15 protein-coding genes are annotated in these 18,485 nt (G+C 71.5%); 6 read left to right on the forward strand and 9 right to left on the reverse strand.

Features of this window, described 5'->3' with window-relative positions:
* Window positions 1-3 precede the first annotated feature (3 nt).
* The gene (locus tag BC793_RS38680; RefSeq protein WP_109601585.1) at window positions 4-1,563 is read right to left on the reverse strand and encodes a circularly permuted type 2 ATP-grasp protein; all 1,560 of its coding nucleotides are present in this window, start codon (window positions 1,561-1,563) and stop codon (window positions 4-6) included.
* 336 nt (window positions 1,564-1,899) lie between these two features.
* On the opposite strand from BC793_RS38680, the gene BC793_RS38685 reads away from it, so the two are divergent.
* Entirely contained in the window at window positions 1,900-2,700 is an 801-nt protein-coding gene (locus BC793_RS38685) for a DedA family protein (RefSeq protein WP_109601656.1), read from the forward strand.
* On the opposite strand, the gene BC793_RS38690 is transcribed toward BC793_RS38685, so the two are convergent.
* A complete protein-coding gene (locus BC793_RS38690) occupies window positions 2,678-4,078 on the reverse strand; it encodes an NAD(P)H-quinone dehydrogenase (RefSeq protein WP_109601586.1) in 1,401 nt (466 codons plus the stop codon). The two genes, BC793_RS38685 and BC793_RS38690, sit on opposite strands and share 23 nt — an antisense overlap.
* Window positions 4,079-4,165: 87 nt before the next feature.
* On the opposite strand from BC793_RS38690, the gene BC793_RS38695 reads away from it, so the two are divergent.
* The gene (locus BC793_RS38695; protein ID WP_109601587.1) at window positions 4,166-4,627 is read left to right on the forward strand and encodes a gamma-glutamylcyclotransferase; all 462 of its coding nucleotides are present in this window, start codon (window positions 4,166-4,168) and stop codon (window positions 4,625-4,627) included.
* Here the strand turns inward: BC793_RS38695 and BC793_RS38700 are convergent.
* Window positions 4,624-5,586, reverse strand: a complete 963-nt coding sequence (locus BC793_RS38700; protein ID WP_109601588.1) for a GNAT family N-acetyltransferase — start codon at window positions 5,584-5,586, stop codon at window positions 4,624-4,626. The genes BC793_RS38695 and BC793_RS38700 overlap by 4 nt on opposite strands.
* Window positions 5,587-5,803: 217 nt before the next feature.
* On the opposite strand from BC793_RS38700, the gene BC793_RS38705 reads away from it, so the two are divergent.
* Complete coding sequence (locus BC793_RS38705; protein WP_109601589.1) at window positions 5,804-7,333, forward strand: methionine--tRNA ligase; 1,530 nt, start codon at window positions 5,804-5,806, stop codon at window positions 7,331-7,333.
* Here the strand turns inward: BC793_RS38705 and BC793_RS38710 are convergent.
* From BC793_RS38710 to BC793_RS38720, 3 genes are all read right to left on the reverse strand, one after another.
* The gene (locus tag BC793_RS38710) at window positions 7,290-8,027 is read right to left on the reverse strand and encodes an SCO6745 family protein (protein WP_109601590.1); all 738 of its coding nucleotides are present in this window, start codon (window positions 8,025-8,027) and stop codon (window positions 7,290-7,292) included. The two genes, BC793_RS38705 and BC793_RS38710, sit on opposite strands and share 44 nt — an antisense overlap.
* 101 nt (window positions 8,028-8,128) lie before the next feature.
* Window positions 8,129-9,049: a hypothetical protein gene (locus BC793_RS38715; RefSeq protein ID WP_109601591.1), complete on the reverse strand. Its 921-nt coding sequence runs from the start codon at window positions 9,047-9,049 to the stop codon at window positions 8,129-8,131.
* A gap of 1 nt (window position 9,050) precedes the next feature.
* Entirely contained in the window at window positions 9,051-9,683 is a 633-nt protein-coding gene (locus tag BC793_RS38720; protein WP_109601592.1) for an MBL fold metallo-hydrolase, read from the reverse strand.
* A 107-nt stretch (window positions 9,684-9,790) separates the two neighbouring features.
* Here BC793_RS38720 and BC793_RS38725 point away from each other — a divergent pair, with 107 nt between their 5' ends.
* Window positions 9,791-10,723, forward strand: coding sequence for a DUF4349 domain-containing protein (locus BC793_RS38725; RefSeq protein WP_109601593.1), 933 nt, complete (start codon window positions 9,791-9,793; stop codon window positions 10,721-10,723).
* Window positions 10,724-10,899: 176 nt separating this feature from the next.
* Here BC793_RS38725 and BC793_RS38730 read toward each other — a convergent pair whose 3' ends face one another.
* Both BC793_RS38730 and BC793_RS38735 read right to left on the reverse strand, forming a co-directional pair.
* Window positions 10,900-12,156, reverse strand: a complete 1,257-nt coding sequence (locus BC793_RS38730; RefSeq protein ID WP_109601594.1) for an amidohydrolase — start codon at window positions 12,154-12,156, stop codon at window positions 10,900-10,902.
* A 215-nt stretch (window positions 12,157-12,371) separates the two neighbouring features.
* Window positions 12,372-13,937 (reverse strand): acyl-CoA mutase large subunit family protein, encoded by a 1,566-nt coding sequence (locus BC793_RS38735; RefSeq protein WP_109601595.1) that lies wholly within the window; start codon window positions 13,935-13,937, stop codon window positions 12,372-12,374.
* A gap of 206 nt (window positions 13,938-14,143) precedes the next feature.
* Between BC793_RS38735 and BC793_RS38740 the strand changes: the two genes are divergently transcribed.
* Window positions 14,144-16,081: a serine/threonine-protein kinase gene (locus BC793_RS38740; protein ID WP_109601596.1), complete on the forward strand. Its 1,938-nt coding sequence runs from the start codon at window positions 14,144-14,146 to the stop codon at window positions 16,079-16,081.
* A 23-nt stretch (window positions 16,082-16,104) separates the two neighbouring features.
* The gene (locus tag BC793_RS38745) at window positions 16,105-17,754 is read left to right on the forward strand and encodes a phospho-sugar mutase (RefSeq protein WP_109601657.1); all 1,650 of its coding nucleotides are present in this window, start codon (window positions 16,105-16,107) and stop codon (window positions 17,752-17,754) included.
* A 41-nt stretch (window positions 17,755-17,795) separates the two neighbouring features.
* Here the strand turns inward: BC793_RS38745 and BC793_RS38750 are convergent, their stop codons facing one another.
* Window positions 17,796-18,482 carry a GOLPH3/VPS74 family protein gene (locus BC793_RS38750; RefSeq protein ID WP_109601597.1) on the reverse strand — a complete coding sequence of 229 codons (687 nt, stop codon included), beginning with the start codon at window positions 18,480-18,482 and terminating at the stop codon, window positions 17,796-17,798.
* Window positions 18,483-18,485: the final 3 nt, after the last annotated feature.

Genomic DNA, 18,485 nt, shown 5'->3' on the forward strand with positions numbered 1-18,485 from the left:
CCCTCACTGTTGTTGCTGCTGTTGCTGCTCGGCCAGGTCGGTGCCGCCGGGACCGGGGTCCGGCCGGCCGGCCGCGGTGAGCGGGGCCGGGTCGGCGGGCAGGTGCGGCACCTCGAACGGGATGGTGTCGTCGGGTGCGGCCAGCACCCAGGTGTCCTTGGAGCCGCCGCCCTGGCTGGAGTTGACGACGAGCGCCCCCTCGGGCAGCGCGACCCGGGTGAGACCGCCGGGCAGCACCCAGATCTTCTCGCCGTCGTTGACCGCGAACGGGCGCAGGTCGACGTGGCGCCCGCGGAGCCGGTCACCGACGAGGGTCGGCACCATGGAGAGTTTCACCTCGCGCTGGGCGATCCAGCCGCGCGGGTTGGCCAGCATCTTCTCGCGGACCGCGTCGAGTTCGTGGTTCATCGCCTGCGACCCGATCACGATGCCCGCGCCGCCGGCCCCGTCGACCGGTTTGAGGACGAGTTCGCCGATCCGGTCGAGCACGTGCTCCATGACTCCCGGCTCGTCGAGGCGGTACGTGTCGACGTTCGGGAGCAGCGGTTCCTCGTTCAGGTAGTAGCGGATCAGTTCGGGCACGTACGTGTAGAGGAGTTTGTCGTCGGCGACGCCGTTGCCGACCGCGTTGGCGATCGTGACCCGCCCGGCGCGGGCCGCGTTGATCAGACCGGCGACGCCGATCACCGAGTCGGCCCGGAAGTGCACCGGGTCGAGGAAGTCGTCGTCGATGCGCCGGTAGATGACGTCGACCCGCTGTTCGCCCGCGGTGGTGCGCATGGCCACCGTGTTGCCGACACAGATCAGGTCGCGACCTTCGACCAGTTCGACGCCCATCTCCCGGGCGATCAGCGAGTGCTCGAAGTAGGCGGAGTTGAACACGCCGGGGCTGAGCACGACCACCGTGGGATCGCCGACACCGGCCGGTGCGGCCGCCCGCAGCGCGCGCAGGAGCATCCCCGGGTACGACTCGACCGGCAGGATCCGGCTGGCCGCGAACACCTCCGGCAGCACCTGGGCCATCGCCCGGCGGTTCTCCATCACGTAGCTGACCCCGGACGGGATCCGCACGTTGTCCTCGAGGACCCGGAAGGTGCCCTGCTCGTCGCGGATCAGGTCGACACCGGAGACGTGGACGCGTACCCCGTTGGGTGGGTTGATGCCGGCCGCCGCGCGCAGGAAATGGGCCGAGGTCGCGATGATGCGCCGCGGCACCACGCCGTCGGCGAGAACCTGCCCGGCGCCGTAGACGTCGGCCAGGAACGCTTCGAGCGCCCGGATCCGCTGGGCCACCCCCACCTCGACCGAGCGCCACTCCTGCGCCGCGATGATCCGCGGCACGATGTCCAGCGGGAACGGCCGCTCCACCCCCTTGAGGGCGAAGGTGATGCCCTGATCGAGGAAGGCCCGGGCCAGCACCTCGGCCCGGACCCGAAGTTCCGCGCTCGACAGTGGCTGCAGCGTCGCGTGCAGCGCCTCGTAGCTCTCCCTGGGCACGCCGAGTTCGGCGAACATCTCGTCCCAGCCGGGGCCGAGGCGGTATTCCTCGAAGAGATCCGCCATGGCTGGAATCTAGGGGCGGTTCATTGCGCGGGCGTTTCCGTCGTCACAAGTTCGTCTCCGGGGACGTTCTCCCAGCGGAGGGTGGGACGGGCCGTCGATACGGGACCTACCGACGGCCCGCGGCCGCGCGCCGGCACTGCGGCGCGGGCATGTCAACCGTACGCCGGGCACCGGGCACCGTCGCCAACCGGGAGTGTGTGCAAGCGCCCCGCCGCAGCGTGTCCCGCATCACCGCAGAAAGTGCCCGGTCGAGCGCATGCTGTGAACACAGCGCTCTCTCAGCAGGTCTCACGCAGAATGCCGGGGAGTCCCGAATGCCGCGAGGTGACCGCACCGATGACCGATCTGCTGACGCTGTTGACGACGCCGACCTGGGCGTATCTTGCCCTGTTCGCGTTCCTCGCGGTCGACGCGCTGGTCCCGGTGGTACCCACCCAGGCCGTCATGATCACCTCCGGGGCTCTCACCGTGTACGGCAATCTCGAACTGGCCGCGGTGATCGCGGTCGGCGCGCTCGGCATGTTCACCGGTGACGCCGTCGCGTTCCTGCTGGGCCGGTCAACGGGTTCCCGGTTGAGTGCGCTGACGGCCCGGTTCACGCGCAACGACGAGCACGAGTCCCGGGCCCGGCGGGCGGCCGAGCGGTTCACCCGCGGGCTGCGTCAGCCGGGCCCGCTGGTGGTGCTGCTCTGCCGGTTCGTACCGGGCGGCCGGATGGCCTCCGGATACAACGCGGGCCGCACCGGCTACCCGATCCGGAGTTTCGTCGGGTACGACGGCGCGGCCGCGTTGATCTGGGCCGCCTACGGCGGACTGGTCGGGCACCTCGGGGGCACCGCGATAACCCAGTCCGCCTGGCGGCTGTTCGCCCTGGCCGCCGTCGCCGCGGTGATCTTCGGCGCGGCCGGCTGGGCGCTGGCCCTCTTCGGCGGGCAAAGCGGCGAGGCCGGGCAGCGCGACGAGGCCAGGCAACGCGACGAGGCCAGGCAACGCGACGAGGCCAGGCAACGCGACGAGGCCAGGCAACGCGACGAGGCCAGGCAACGCAGCGAGGCCAGGCAACGCAGCGAGGCCGGGCAGCGCGACAAGGGCGGGCAGCGGGACGAGCGGACCGCTACTGGATCTCGTGCAGCATGAGCTGACGCGCCGCCTCCGCGATCGACCCGGAGAGTGACGGGTAGATCGTGATGGTGTGCGCCAGCTGATCGACGGTCAGGTTGTTCTCGATCGCCATGGTGATCGGCAGGATCAGCTCGCTCGCCTTGGGCGCCACCACGACACCGCCGACGATCTGCCCGGTCGCCGGACGGCAGAACAGCTTCACGAAGCCGTCCTGGAGTCCGGACATCTTGGCCCGCGCGTTGCCGGTCAGCGGCAGCATCACCTGGCGCGCCGGGAAGCGGCCCGAGTCGACCTCGTTCTGCGACACGCCGACGGTGGCCAGCTCCGGGTCGGTGAACACGTTCGCCGACACGGTCCGCAGCCGCAGCGGGGCGACCGCCTCGCCCATCGCGTGCCAGATGGCGATGCGGCCCTGCATGGCCGCGACGCTGGCGAGCGGCAGGACACCGGTGCAGTCACCGGCGGCGTAGATGCCGGGGACGTTGGTACGCGACACCCGGTCCACGGTCACGTAGCCGCCCTCGGAGACGTCCACCCCGTACTCCCGCAGGCCCAGCTCGGACGTGTTGGGGATGGCCCCGACCGCCATCAGCACGTGCGAGCCCTCGACGATGCTTCCGTCGGAGAGCGTCACCCGTACCCCGTCGCCGGTGTTCTCCACCGCGTCGCCCCGGGACTGGCTGAGGATGGTCATGCCCCGCTCGCGGAACACCCGCTCGATCGCCATCGCGGCGTCGGCGTCCTCGTGCGGCATGACCCGCTCGCGGCTGGAGATGAGCGTCACCTTCACGCCCATCGCCAGGTAGGCGCTGGCGAACTCGGCGCCGGTCACGCCGGAGCCGATCACCACCAGGTGGCTGGGCAGCTCCTCGAGGTCCCACACCTGGCGCCAGTCGAGGATCCGCCGGCCGTCCGGCCGGGCCGTGGGCAGCACCCGCGGGGTGGCGCCGGTGGCCAGCAGCACGGTGCTCGCGTCGACCGGGTAGGTCTCCCCACCGTCCGGGGTGATCAGCACCTGGTGGGTGTGCCCGAGCCGGTCCTCACCGAGCCGGGCCCGGCCGCGGACCACGTTCACCCCGGCCTTGATCAGCTTGGTCTGGATGTCACCGGACTGGGCGAGGGCGAGTTTCTTGACCCGATCGTTGACCGCTTTCGCGTCCACGCTGACCCCGGCCAGACCGGAGGAGCGGATGCCGAACCGCTCCTCGTGGCGGTAACCGGTCATCACCTCGGAACTCGCGATGAAGGTCTTGGACGGTACGCAGTCGGTGAGCACACATGCGCCGCCCGGCCCCTCCGCCTCGACGAGCGTGACGTCCGCCCCGAGCTGTGCGGCGACCAGAGCCGCCTCATATCCGCCCGGTCCGCCACCGATGATCACGATCCGACTCACGACAAACCGACCCCCAAAAACCATTAGACGTGCCGACACGCACTCCTCATATTCTCACCACCGCTCACTACGACTATCGTCGTCGCCGTGCGTCACTACGCCGCGTATGGCTCGAACCTGGATCCCGCCCGCATGCGGGCCTACTGTCCGCACTCGCCGATGGTCGGCGTGGGGTGGATCGAAGGCTGGCGCCTGACCTTTGCGGGAGAGGGTGAAATAGGCTGGGAAGGGGCGGTGACCACGATCGTCGAGTCGCCCGGCGACCGGGTCTTCGTCTCCGTCTACGACGTCCATCCATGGGATGCTTCACAGCTCGACGAGGTCGAGGGGGTGACTGCGGGGGCGTACCAGAAGGTGACCGTGCGTGTATCGACACTTGACGGTGACATACCGGCCTGGGTCTACGTCTTCACCGGGTACGAGGGCGGCCTGCCGACGGCGTGGTATCTGTCGGAGATCGCCAACGCCGCCGAGAAGGCCGGCGCGCCCGACGACTATGTCGCCGAGCTGCGCGGCCGGCCCACCGGAACGGCGTCCCCGGAGATCTAGCTCGCTGCCTCGACCGTGGTCCGGTAGATGTTGGCCCGGTACAGCGCGTCCATGCCGACCTTGAAATACAGGCTCGCGGCATCGGTCGGGTTGGCCAGGTCGACACCGAGACCAGCTTTCGGCCGCCCCTTCGCGGCGTAGGTCGCGAAGGCGCGGCGCAGCAGAGCCTCACCGACACCCCTCTTCCGGTACGCCCGGAGCACCGCCAGGTGCTTGACCCAGCCCTCGTCGGTGTCGCCACCGCCGTCGGTGCTCTGGAGCGACCCGACGATCCGCCCGTCCGCCTCGGCGACGAACCACTCGTCGAACGGCGTGCCGGGCCGCGTCCCCTGCTCCAGCCAGCCCTCGAACGGCATCGCCCGGTGGTCGGAGTCGACGAAGGCCTCCTCGATCACCGTGTGGAAGGCCCGCAGCTCGGCATCGTCGGAGTGACGGACCGGGCGCACACTGATACCGGCCGGCGGCTCGGGCGCGACCGGGGAGACGCCGTCGAGGGACATCTGCATCCGGGCGTACTGCTTGAGGAACACGAAACCGGCATCGGTCAGCGCCTCGATCAGCTCGGTCTCGCCGGGGATCGCACCGGCCCGGACCTCGTAGACCGGGTGCCCCAGCTCGGCGGCCCGCTCGGTCATCCGGGCCATCAGCAGCTCGAGCAGCGGTTTCAGAGCGGGCAGGCCGCCGCCGGGCCAGAAGTAGACGTTGGCCATGTCGCGGGCACCGCCGGTGGAGTTGCCGGGGAACGCCCAGCCGACGATCTTGGCCGAGTCGTCGAGGGCCAGCCAGCAGTCGCGTGCCATGTCCGTATGGGGCGTCGTGAGGTCGTCGCGCACCTCGTCGCTGGTGTAGTCGGGCTCCCCCACCGCGGCGACGTCACTGGCGTGCACCAGCTCGAGGATCGCGGGCACATCGTCGAGGGTCGGCCGGCGGGTGGTCCAGCCCGGGGGAAGTTCCGTCATGCGGGCATCGGACCACGGCACACACCCCCCTGCCAACCGAGTTTCGCGGGCGCCCCGGGACGCCTACCATGGCCGTATGCAGCCGCGCCGTGAGTCGATGACGCGCCCCTTCCCGGGGCTCCCCGCCGTGCGCTGACCACCTCACACGAGCAGGCCCCGTCCCGTCGGGGCCCGGCTCGTCGTCTCCCCGTACCGGACCGGGCGGAGAGAGACGATCATGAACACCTTCTACGTGACGACCGCCATTGCGTACGTCAACGCCGCCCCGCACCTCGGCCACGCGCTGGAACTGGTGCAGGCCGACGTGCTGGCCCGGCACGCCCGACGGCGCGGGCGACCGGTGCGGTTCCTGACCGGCACCGACGACAACGCCCTGAAGAACGTCACCGCGGCCCGCGCCGCCGGGGTGGACGTGCGCACTTTCGTCGACGGGAACGCCGCCCGCTTCGCCGCCCTCCGCGAGCCGCTGTCGCTGTCCTTCGACGACTTCATCCGAACCAGCGCCGACGCCCGGCACGCGGCCGGGGTGGCCCGGTTGTGGCGGGAGTGCGCGGCCGCCGGTGACTTCTACCGGCGTACCTACCGGGGTCTCTACTGTGCCGGCTGCGAGCAGTTCTGGACGGCCGCCGAGCTGCCCGGCGGGCTCTGTCCCGAGCATCTGGTGGCCCCGGAGCCGGTCGCCGAGGAGAACTGGTTCTTCCGGCTCTCCCGCTACACCGACCGGATCCTGGAGGTCCTCGAATCCGGGCGGCTGCGCATCGAGCCGGCCGCCCGCCGCAACGAGGTGCTCGCCTTCGTCCGGGCCGGGCTCACCGACTTCAGCGTCTCCCGTCCGGCGGCCCGGGCCGGTGGGTGGGGCATCCCGGTGCCCGGCGATCCGGATCAGGTGGTCTACGTCTGGTGGGACGCGCTCGCCAACTACGTCACCGCGCTCGGGTACGGCACCGGCGATCCCGCCCATCAGCGCTGGTGGACCTCGCCGGGCGAGCGGGTGCACGTGATCGGCAAGGGCATCGTCCGGTTCCACGCCGTCTACTGGCCGGCTCTGCTGCTCTCCGCCGGACTGCCGCTGCCGACCTCGATCCTGGTCCACGACCACCTCTCGGCGAACGGGACGAAACTCTCCAAGAGCACCGGCAACACGATCGACCCGGTCGCGCTGACCGGCCGGTACGGCACCGACGCCGTGCGCTGGTGGCTGCTGCGCGAACCGGCCCGGGTCGGTGACACCGACTTCACCGTCGAGCGGCTGATCCGCCGGGCCGACGGTGACCTGGCCAACGGGCTCGGCAACCTGGTCAACCGCACTCTGGCGCTGGCCTGGAGACATCGTGGCGGCCGGGTGCCGGAGACCGTGCCCACCGGGGCTCTCGGTACGGCGTGCGACCGCCTGCCCGGCCGGATCGACCGGGCGCTGCACGACTTCGACTTCCGGGCCGCCACCGACGCGCTCGGGGCGGTGGTCGACGAGGGCAACCGGTTCGCCGAGTCCGAGCGGCCGTGGGAGCCGGCCGCCGCCGACCGGCTCGACGCGGTGCTGGGCGCCCTGATCGCGGCCTGCCGCCTGGTCGCCGCCGAGTTGTCGCCGTTCCTGCCGGACGGCGCCGCCCGCCTGCACGACCGGTTGCGTACCGGCGACCGGGTGGCCCGCCCCGAGCCGGTGTTCCCACGAATCGGCGGCCGGGGTGGTCCGGAAGGGAGGCTCAGCGGGTCAGGCGGTGGCCCAGTGACTCCAGCAGGCCGGTGAACTCGATGCGCTCGGACTGGTCGAGGGCGGCGTAGGCCTGTCCGGCCAGCGAGTCGGCCACCGCCTCGGACCACATCAGCCGGCGGATCAGCGGGCCCGCCGGCGGATACGGCCCCTGCCAGCCGAGCGCCACCGCGCCGGTCTCACCCTCGGGCCCGGCGATGATCGCCTCCAGCGGGGTGAGGCCACTGGCCCGGACCGCGAGGACGTGCACACCCAGGCGATGCTCGTGCAGCTGGTGCAGCAGCATCGCGGCCCGCGCGCCGGGTGTGCCGTCCGGCGCCGGCATGGCCCGCCAGGCCGCATACAGCGGCAGGCCGGCGGTGTCCACATGGTCGGTGATCCGGCCGGCCAGGTCGAGCAGCCGGGTCAGCCGGGGGAAGCCGCCGAGCTGGTCCTCACCCCACTTGCACAGCTCGCCCAGGTGCCATCGGGCGACCTCGCTGGGGGCCGACGCCTTCACCGCCGCCTCCCAGCCGTCGGTGACGGCCTCCGGCGCGATGAACGCCAGCACCGCGGCGACCGTCTCGGAGCGCACCTCGCCGAGCGCCCCGGCCCGCGCCGACACGTGATAGGCCCAGCCGGACAGCCCCAGCAGACGGGCGCCCTGGAGGGTCCGGGGCGATTCCGAGAAGGCGCGGAGGATTGCGGCGAGTCCCGTGCGAGCGTGGGCGGCGGCCTGTTCGGGGGTCACCCGCCCGATTCTGCTCTCCTTGACCGTCTAAAGAAAATGTCCGTCGATCGTCCGAAGAGAACGCTCCCCCGGCCCTGTCACCGCACCGTCGGAAAATCCGGTCAGGGCGGCTCCAGCTCGTCGAGGGCCGCCTGCACGTCCCCCACCCGGCGGCGGGCGGCCGCGGCGTCCCGTTCGGCGGTGCGGCGGGCGAGTTTGCGACGGGCCACGTCGGCGACCGCCTCGGTACGCCGCCGTTCCAGCTCGGCCAGCTCGGCGTCGAGGTCCTCGACCAGGTGACCGGCCTCCCGTTCGGCCTCCTCGGCCTTCTCCAGCCGCCCGTCGGCCCGCCGCTCGTCGGCCCGGGCGGTGTTGAGATCCCGTTCGAGTTCCCGCCTGCGGAGATCCTTCTCCCTGCGGCGCCGCTCCTCGGCGGCACGCTCACGCGCCGTCTGCCGTGGCTGCGACGGCTCCGGTGCGGCCGTCTCCGCGGACGGTTCCGGTTCCGGGCCGACGTCGGCGTCGGCGTCGGCGTCCGTCACCAGGCGCAACCGCGGCCGCGGCACCTCGCCGAAACCGGCGTAGGAGACCGCCCGGATCAGCCGCCCGGACCGCACCTGCCCGGCGATCTCCGGGTCGGCCAGCGCCGCCGTGAACGTCGCCTCGACGTCGCCGAGCGGCAGTTTCGCCGCGCCGGCCCCGGACTCCTCGACGGCCAGCCGGCGGGCGGCGTCGACAAGTGACGACACGAACTTGCGGCGCTGTGTGGACAGCTCCCGCAACTCGTCGCCCCGCAGCTCCCGCTGTGCGGCCCGCAGCGCCGTCGCGAGCTGGACCAGCTCCTCGATCAGCTCGGGCCGCCGCAACGCCACCAGGTTGACCACCCAGGCCGCCACGGTGGGCTTCTTCAGCGCCGCGAGCCGCTTGGCCGCGTCCCGGTCACCGGCCTTCCGGGCGTCCTCGATCGCGGCGGCGCGGGCCGCGACGAACCCGTCCGGCGGCGCCTCGTACAGCCGCCGGGTCACGACATCGATGCCCAGCACGTCAGTCCAGCACGGTGCCCGGCGCCACCTGCCGGAACGTCGTCTCGGAGAAACTCTCCAGGTGTTTGCCGTAGACGGCCGCCCCCCGCTCGTTGAGCAGCCCGTCGTGCAGGGCGAAGGCACGGCCGGGCCGCACCGAGCGGACGAACGCGAGCGACTCGGCGATCGTCGCCCACGGCGCGTTCAGCGGCACGAACAGCGTCTCCACCTCGACGTCGGGAGCCACGAACGAGTCACCGGGGTGGTAGAGGTTGCCGGTCCCGTCGTCGACGAGGAACCCCAGATTCGCGAAGACCGGCACGTACGGGTGGATGATCGCGTGCTGCCCGCCGAACGCCCGCACCCGGTAGCCGGCCGCCTCGAACTCCTGCCCGGCGGTGACCGCGGTGGTGGCCGCCGCGACGTCGGCGAGCAGCGGCAGCACCGCCTCGTGCGCGAAGATCCGCAGCTCGGGCCGCCGGGCGACGGCCGCCGTGACCGCCGCGACGTCGACGTGATCGAAGTGCTCGTGGGTGATGAGCACCGCGTCCGCGCCGTCCAAAGCGGACGCTTCGGAGAATTCGCCGGGATCGACGACGAGCACCCCCGCGCCTTCGATGCGTAGGCAGGAATGCGTGAACTTCGTGACGCGCACGGGACCCCTCCGCTGCTGTTCTGTGACCACTCATCACGCAGTCTGCCGGAACCGGGAGGTGCCTGCCGCACGTCCCACGGTCAGTGAAGACTCAGATCGGAGCTGCCATGAGAAAACGGGGAATCATCGCGGTGTCGCTGGCGGGCCTGCTGCTCGCGGGTTGTGGCGCCGGTTCGTCGGATTCGAGCGAGAACACCGCGGCCAAGCCCGCGGCGGGCCGGGCCGAGGGCGGCGGAGCACTCGCCGACCAGGCGCAGCAGGAGGGCGGGGCCGCGCCGGCACCGGGCAAGGACACCACCGCGCAGGCTCCTGACCTGCGGATCGATCAGCGGTCGATCATCTACACCGGGTCGATCACGGTCCGGGTGAAGAACGTCAACGACGACGCCGCCAAGGTCACCGGCATTGCCACGGGCGCCGGCGGGTTCGTCGGCGGCGACGAGCGGCACAGCGGCGACGGGTCGTCCACCGCGACGATCAAGCTGCGCATCCCGGCCGACAAGTTCACCGCCGTGGTCGATCAGCTCGCCGCTCTCGGCGACGAGGAGAACCGCGGCATCAACACCGAGGACGTCACCGAGGCGGTCGTCGACCTGGACGCCCGGATCGAGGTGCAGAAGGCCCGGGTGGAGAGCGGCAAGCGGCTCCTCGCCGAGGCGAAGTCCCTGGACGACCTGGTGATGCTGGAGCGCGAGGTCGCCACCCGCGAGTCCGACATGGCGTCACTGGAGGCGAAGAAGCGCCGGCTGAGCGACCTCACGTCGCTCTCCACGATCACGGTGATCCTGCTCGGGCCGAACGCGACCGTGAGCGACGACGGCGACGAGCCGCCGGGCTTCCTGTCCGGCCTCTCGAACGGCTGGAACGCGCTTGTCGCCTCACTCGGCGTGCTGCTCACCGTGCTCGGTGCGCTCCTGCCGTGGGCCATCGCCCTCGGTCTCCCGGCGTGGGCGGTCCTGCACCTGATCCGGCGTTACCGCCGGCGGGACCACCACCCGGTGGTCACCCCGGCTGCCGAGGCTTCCCCATCGAGCAGCTGATCTCGTACGCGACAGAAAGCCGCCGACCGCAATCGAACCGTCCCGTTGCTCCCACCGCGAGGTTCGCCCGGCACCGGGCCGCAACGCGGCCGCCGGGCGTGTGCGATGGTCACCGGCTGGTTCCCACCGCTGTCTCAGAGGTCTCGAGACAGCGGTGGGAACCAGCCGGTTCTGATCTAGAAAGCGCCGGTGGACAGCGCGGCCAGAGCGGTGTGGGTCATCACACGGACGCCGTAGCCGATGCAGCTCTCGTCGACGTCGAAGTCGCCCTGGTGCAGGTCGTGGCGGACATCCGAGCCCGGCCGGCCGGTGCCGAGCCGGATCATCGCACCGGGCACGTGTTCCAGGTAGAAGGAGAAGTCCTCGCCGCCCATGCTGAGCTCGGCCTCGACCACCCGGTCGGCGCCGAGAGCGGCCCCGGCGGCGCCCGCGATGACCGCCGACGCCATCCGGTCGTTGATCACCGGCGGCACCCCGCGGATGTAGTTGACGTCGACCTCGACACCGGTCGGCAGGGCAGCGTCCCGGATCAGGCGGGTGATCAGCTCGGGCGCCTCGCGCCAGGCCTCCCGGCTGAGCATCCGGACGGTGCCGCGGATCTCGCCGGCGCCGGGGATCGCGTTGAACGCCTGCCCGGCGTGCACCGCACCCCACACCAGGGAGACCCCGGCGCGCGGGTCGATCCGGCGGCTGAGCATGGCGGGCACGTCGACGATGATGCGGCCGAGCGCGTGCACCAGGTCGGCGGTCAGGTGCGGGCGGGCGGTGTGCCCGCCGGGGCCGGTGAGCTTGACCTCGACCGCGTCGGCGGCCGCGGTGAACGGGCCGGAGCGGACGCCGACCAGGCCGGCCGGCAGCTGCGGGTAGCAGTGCAGCGCGTAGATCGCGTCGACGTCCTTGAGCCCGCCCGCGGCGATCACCTCGGGCGCGCCGGACGGCATCGCCTCCTCGGCCGGCTGGAAGATCAACCGGATCCGGCCGGGCAGGAGGCCCTGCTCGTTGAGCTGGGCGAGCGCCATGCCGAGGCCGAGCACGATGGTGGTGTGCACGTCGTGGCCACAGGCGTGCGCCTGACCGTCGACGGTGCTGCGGTAGGGCACGTCCTTGAGGTCCTGCAACGGCAGGGAGTCGATGTCGGCCCGGAACGCGATGGTGCGCGGGCCCTCACCGATGTCGCAGATGACCCCGTTGCCGCGCGGCATCATCCGCGGCGAGAGACCGGCGACGACCAGCTCCCGGGCGATCAGGGCAGCGGTCTCGAACTCGGAGTGTGACGCCTCGGGGTGCGCGTGGATGTGCCGGCGGATCGCTACCAGCTCGGCGCCCCTCGATGCGAGCCAGCGGTCCAGCCGGCCGGGGAGCGGGTCGGTGCCGGGCAGTTGCCCGGGCCACGACGTATCGGCGCCTTCCGGCGCCTCCAGAGCAGCAGTCACTTCGGCTTCCGTATCACTCTCGAAGATTCGTCGGTTTACGCAACGCGCGACAGCCTAGTCCCGATTGTGGTAACGCTGTGTAACGGTCGCGTAAAGAGGTGTTCACGCCCCGGCCGAGGTAGGCGGGCCCGCGGGAGATCGTCCCGGCCCGCCAACCCCTCAACGGGTAGTGGATCGCGGAGGTGACGCGACACACTACGAGTACGTCGAGCAGCTCAGAACCGTTCGACGGGACGGTGCACGCCCCATACCCCGCGGAGGGTGTGGCACACCTCCCCGACAGTGGCACGGAGGCGCAAAGCCTCTTTCATCAACGGTAGGACGTTGACACTTCCCGCGGCGGCCTTCGCCAGATCTTTCAATGCATCCTGGACAGCCGGTCCGTCACGGTCGGCCCGAAGTCGCGCCAGCCGGGCCACCTGGGCGGCCTCGATCGCCGGATCGACCCGCAGCGGCTCGTACTTCTCCTCCGACTCGGCGGCGAACCGGTTGACCCCGACCACGACACGCTCGCCGCTGTCGATCTCGGTGGCGATCCGGTACGCGGACGCCTCGATCTCACCCTTCTGGAAGCCCTGCTCGATGGCGTCGACCGCGGAGCCGTACTCGAAGACCCGGTCGATCAGGGCGGTGGCCTCCCGCTCCACGGCGTCGGTCAGGGCCTCCACCGCGTAGGACCCGGCGAACGGGTCGACGGTGCCGGTCAGTCCGCTCTCGTAGGCGAGCACCTGCTGCGTGCGCAGGGCCAGCCGGGCGGACTTCTCGGTGGGCAGGGCGAGCGCCTCGTCGTACGAGTTCGTGTGCAGCGACTGGGTGCCACCGGCGATCGCGCCGAGCGCCTGGATCGCCACCCGGATCAGGTTGACCTCCGGCTGCTGGGCGGTGAGCTGCACCCCGGCGGTCTGGGTGTGGAAGCGGAGCATCAGCGACTTCGGGTCCTGGGCACCGAACTCGTCCCGCATGATCCGCGCCCACATCCGGCGGGCCGCCCGGAACTTGGCGATCTCCTCCAGCAGGGTGGTCCGGGCGACGAAGAAGAACGACAACCGGGGCGCGAAGTCGTCGACGGCCAGGCCGGCGGCGATCGCGGCCCGTACGTACTCGATGCCGTTGGCCAGGGTGAACGCGATCTCCTGCGCGGGCGAGGCGCCGGCCTCGGCCATGTGGTAGCCGGAGATCGAGATGGTGTTCCACTTGGGGATCTCGGCCCGGCAGTAGGCGAACGTGTCGGCCACCAGCCGCAGCGAGGGCTTCGGCGGGAAGATGTACGTCCCGCGGGCGATGTACTCCTTGAGGATGTCGTTCTGGATCGTGCCCTGGAGCGCCGAACCGGGCACCCCCTGCTCCTCGGCGACCAGCTGGTAGAGCAGCAGCAGCACCGAGCCCGGTGCGTTGATCGTCATCGAGGTGGAGACGCGGTCCAGCGGGATGTCCTTGAACAGCAGCCGCATGTCGTCGATCGAGTCGATCGCCACGCCCACCTTGCCGACCTCGCCGTGCGCGATCTGCTCGTCGGAGTCGTAACCCATCTGGGTGGGCAGGTCGAAGGCGACGGAGAGGCCCATCGTCCCGGCCGCGAGCAGCTGGTGATAGCGGGCGTTCGACTCGGCGGCGGTCCCGAAACCGGCGTACTGCCGCATGGTCCACGGCCGCTTGGTGTACATCGTCGGGTAGACGCCACGGGTGTACGGATATTCACCGGGCTCTTCGGCTCCGGTGCCCTCGGGCACGTCAGCAGGGCCGTACACCGGCTTGATGGGAAACCCTGACTCTGCATTCACACGTGAAATCCTAAGACTCGTTAAGGCGTCCGACCGTGAGGAATTTGCCACCCTGCGTCCTTCGGCCGTCAACCCTGGGCCACTCGGTCATCACAGAGGGTCGAAGTGTCGTTAACAGTGACGCCGCGACTTTCATTCGGGGGGTGACGGCAGGCAAGATAGCGGGGTTGGTCGACAGCCCCTATACCCCCTCGGTGGCATCCTCAGTGACTCAATCTCCGACGTGGAGCGGCGGGAACGCGGCTCCCCCCAGCGGACGCGCCGCCCCGGGCACGCTCATCGGCGGGCGGTACACGCTGCGCGCCGCGGTGGGTCACGGCGGCATGGGAACGGTGTGGCGGGCGGCGGACACGCTGCTGCGCCGGGACGTGGCGATCAAGGAGGTCATCCTCCCGCCCGGTCTGGCCCCGAGCGACCGCGACTCGATGTATGAGCGCACCATGCGGGAGGCCCGGGCCGCGGCGGCGCTGCAGCACCCGGCCGTGGTGCAGGTCTACGACGTCGTGCACGAGAACGGCCGGCCGTGGATCGTGATGGAGCTGCTGGACGCGCGCAGCCTCGCCGACATGGTGATCGAGGACGGGCCGGTCTCCCCGCGCGTGGTGGCGAAGATCGGCATCGCGCTGCTCGGCGCCCTGGAGGTGGCCCACGCGCACGGGGTGCTGCACCGCGACGTGAAACCGGCGAACGTGCTGATCTGCGGTGACGGGCGCTGCGTGCTGACCGACTTCGGTGTCGCCCGGATGCCCACCGACGTGCAGCTGACCACGCCCGGCATGGTGCTCGGCTCGCCGCACTTCATCTCACCCGAGCGGGCGATGGGCCACGAGTTCGGCCCGCCGAGTGACCTGTTCTCGCTGGGCGTCACGCTCTACACCGCGATCGAGGGCCGGCCGCCGTTCGACAAGGGCGACCCGATCGAGACCATGCACTCGGTCGTCGAGGACCCGCCCGCCCCGGTGGTCCGGGCCGGTTCGCTGACCCCGGTGCTGATGGGCCTGCTGGAGAAGAACCCGGCGCAGCGGATGGACGTGCAGACCGCCCGTACGATCCTGCGGCAGCAGCTGGCCGGTCCGCTGGCCAGCAAGAACCCGCCGCACATGATGACCGACCCGTACTCGGTGGTCCCGTCGCCGCGGCCGGTCAGCCCGGCGCCCGCCGAGACCCAGCAGATCCCGCCGCAGCCGTCCGGTCAGATCGGCGGCCGCGCGATGCTGAACCCCGGCGAGTCGCTCACCGATCACCTGGCCAAGCTCGACCAGCAGAACTCCGGTGGCCGCCGGCGTGCCCCCGAGCCGCCGGCACCCGTCGGTCCGGGCGCGAGCCTGCCGACCGGTGCCATGCCGGCCCACAAACTGCCGAACAACAGCGGCCGCCCCGGTGGTGACACGACGAGTGTCATCCCGCCGCAGGGCCCGTGGGGTCAGCAGCCGGCCGGCGGTGCCCGCGCGGGCACCGTGGTGAGGAGCCCGGCCGCCAAGCGCCGTACCGTCGTCGACAAGGTGGTCGGCACCGCGAAGCAGACCACCGAGCGGGCCGTCACGACGTTCCGGTCGTGGCCGCGCAACAAGCAGCTGATCTCCGGTGGCGCGGCCGCCGTGGTGCTGGTGCTGGTGCTGGTCTTCGCCTTCAGCGGGTCGGACGACACGCCGCCGGTCACGCCGCAGGCCGGCCCGCAGCCGAGCAACGCCGCCGCCGCCGACTTCGAGACGCAGCCCTACAAGGGCAACGCCGCGGTCAGTGTGCAGGTCCCGGCCGGCTGGACCCGGGCCACCGGTGGTGTCTACGTGGAGTACATCGATCCCACGGACAAGACCACCAAGGTGCGCATCCTGGTCGAGCAGGGCAAGGTCACGCCGGCCAAGTTCGTCAGCCAGACCGCTCCCCTCGGGCTGAAGAAGGGCAAGACCTGCCCCGACCCGTTCCAGTCGCTCGCCACGCAGGACGTGACGATCGCCGGGAACCCGGGCGCCGAGTTCGAGTACACGTGCGGCGAGGGCGACGAGATGCGGCACGGCATCTGGCGGATGACCTCGGTCGGCGGCAAGATGTACAGCTTCTTCCTCACCACCACGGACGCGAAGTTCGCCGACTACCGGAAGTACTACGACGTCATGGCGGACACGTTCCAGCTCAACCTGTGACGGCACTGTGCTATCAATCCCTGATGGCACCACAAGTTGATGTTGACCTGATCGCCCGGGCCGAGGCCTGGCTCGCCGACGATCCCGATCCGGCCGGCCGGGCCGAGCTACGCGCGGTCCTGGACGGTTTACCGGGCACCGCGGTGGAGCTGACCGACCGGTTCTCCGGACCGCTCACCTTCGGCACCGCGGGCCTCCGCGGCCGGCTCCGCGCCGGACCGAACGGGATGAACCTCGCGGTGGTGACCCGCGCGGCGGCCGGTCTGGTCGGCTGGCTGGCCGCACAGGGCGGCGAGGGCCCGCTGGTGATCGGCTACGACGCCCGGCACGGCTCGGCGGCGTTCGCGGAGCGGACCGCCCGGGTCGCCACCGGGGCCGGGCGGACGGCGCTGCTGCTGCCGGGCCCGCTGCCGACACCGGTGCTGGCCTACGCCGTACGCGCACTGGACGCGGTCGCCGGCGTGATGGTCACCGCCAGCCACAACCCGCCGCAGGACAACGGCTACAAGGTCTATCTGGGCGCGAGCCTGGGCGGCCCGGCCGGGTCCGGGGCACAGATCGTGCCGCCCGCCGACGCCGGCATCGAGGCGGCCATCCGGGCGGTGGCGAGCGCCGCGTCGGTTCCGCTGGGCGATCCGGGCACGGTCCTGGACGAGAAGATCCTTCAGGGGTACGTACGGAGCGCCGCCGCGGTCCTGACCGAGGACGGCCCGCGTGACCTGACCATCGCCTACACCCCGATGCACGGGGTCGGTGCGTCCACCACCGCCGCCGCGTTCGCCGCCGCCGGTTTCCCGCCTCCCGCGATCGTCGCCGAGCAGGCCGAGCCGGATCCCGCCTTCCCGACCGTGGCGTTCCCCAACCCGGAGGAGCCGGGCGCCATGGACCTGCTGCTGGCACTGGCCGCCCGGACCGGCGCGGACCTGGCGATCGCCAACGACCCGGACGCCGACCGCTGTGCCGTGGCGATCCCGGCCGGCGACGGATGGCGGCCGCTGCGCGGTGACGAGCTGGGCGCCCTGCTCGCCGACCACCTGATCCGCCGTGGCGTCCCCGGCCTGTACGCGACCACGATCGTGTCGTCGTCGCTGGTGGGCCGCCTGTGCGCGGCCCGGGGTGTGCCCTATGCGGAGACCCTGACCGGCTTCAAGTGGATCGTGCGGGCCGCCGAGGACCTGGCGTTCGGCTACGAGGAGGCGCTCGGCTACTGCGTCGCCCCGGGTCTGGTGCGGGACAAGGACGGCATCACCGCCGCGCTGACCGTCGCCGAGCTGGCCGCCGCGCTGAAGACCGAGGGCCGCACCCTCGCCGACCGGCTGGACGAGCTCGCCGCCGAGTTCGGGCTGCACGCCACCGATCAGCTGTCGGTCCGGGTGGACGACCTCGCCGAGATCGGGCGGGCGATGGGCCGGGCCCGGCTGAACCCGCCGGCCACCCTGCTCGGGGCCGCGGTGACCGAGGTGGTGGACCTGTTGCCGGAGAACGACGTGCTGACGTTCCGCACCGCCACGGCCCGGGTGGTGATCCGCCCGTCGGGGACGGAACCGAAGCTCAAGGCGTACCTCGAAGTGGTCGAACCGGTCGCCGAAGGCGGCCATGCGGAGGCCCGCGACCGTGCGGCGACCGCTCTGGCCGCGCTGCGCTCCGAGATCGCGACGACGCTCGGCGTGTAGGCAAGCCGTCCCGGGGCTTCGCCGAAGCCCCGGAGACGGTGTCAGATCGGCTTGGGAGCGCCCAGCGCGGCCTGGATCGCCCGGCCCAGGGTGGCCACCACCAGCGCGACGCTGGGCCGCACGATGGAGTCCTCCAGGGTCACGTCACCGACGAAACCGGCGTTGCTGGCGATCTCGGCGAGCCGCTCGTGCGCCCGGTCGGCCTCGTCGGCCGGCAGCTTGAGCGCCGGCTCCATCCGGGCCGCGACGAGCAGGGTGGCCAGCGCGGCCGTCCGCTCGTCGGGCAGCGTGTTGCCGATCAGCGCGGCGGCCAGCCGGCTACGGATCTCGGCCTCGTAGGCCGGGTCGGTGGTCGGGTAACGGTGCACGTGGATGACGCCCAGCTGGGTCTCGTCCACGTCCTGCACCACGCCCCGGGCACAGAGATCCTCCAGCACCCGCGTACGCAGCCGGTGCCGGAGCCGCTGGAGCCACTGGGCCGGCGTGTGCGGCTCCTCCGTGAAGATCTTCTCCAGGACGGCGTCGGCCACCGGGTCGCCGAGCGGTGTGGCGTCCACGACCTTCAGGTATCCGTCGGCCGCGTAGGCAACACGATTCGCCAGAGCGAGATCGATCAGGACGGCCGCGGCCATACCGAGATCGAGACCGATCCGGGATCCGGTCGCTTTGCCGCTCTGGTCGTCGTACGCGAGGAGAAGCAGTTCCTCGGCGAGGGGGATGGACGTCATGTC

Source organism: Actinoplanes xinjiangensis (assembly GCF_003148685.1).
In the GTDB taxonomy this organism is placed as follows: domain Bacteria; phylum Actinomycetota; class Actinomycetes; order Mycobacteriales; family Micromonosporaceae; genus Actinoplanes; species Actinoplanes xinjiangensis.

What these genes read in the sequence shown, in the direction of transcription:
- BC793_RS38700 (WP_109601588.1), bottom strand. Translation starts at nt 5,586, where the DNA reads ATGACGGAACTTCCCCCGGGCTGGACCACCCGCCGGCCGACCCTCGAC.
- BC793_RS38745 (WP_109601657.1), top strand. Translation starts at nt 16,105, where the DNA reads ATGGCACCACAAGTTGATGTTGACCTGATCGCCCGGGCCGAGGCCTGG.
- BC793_RS38680 (WP_109601585.1), bottom strand. Translation starts at nt 1,563, where the DNA reads ATGGCGGATCTCTTCGAGGAATACCGCCTCGGCCCCGGCTGGGACGAG.
- BC793_RS38685 (WP_109601656.1), top strand. Translation starts at nt 1,900, where the DNA reads ATGACCGATCTGCTGACGCTGTTGACGACGCCGACCTGGGCGTATCTT.
- BC793_RS38750 (WP_109601597.1), bottom strand. Translation starts at nt 18,482, where the DNA reads ATGACGTCCATCCCCCTCGCCGAGGAACTGCTTCTCCTCGCGTACGAC.
- BC793_RS38705 (WP_109601589.1), top strand. Translation starts at nt 5,804, where the DNA reads ATGAACACCTTCTACGTGACGACCGCCATTGCGTACGTCAACGCCGCC.
- BC793_RS38725 (WP_109601593.1), top strand. Translation starts at nt 9,791, where the DNA reads ATGAGAAAACGGGGAATCATCGCGGTGTCGCTGGCGGGCCTGCTGCTC.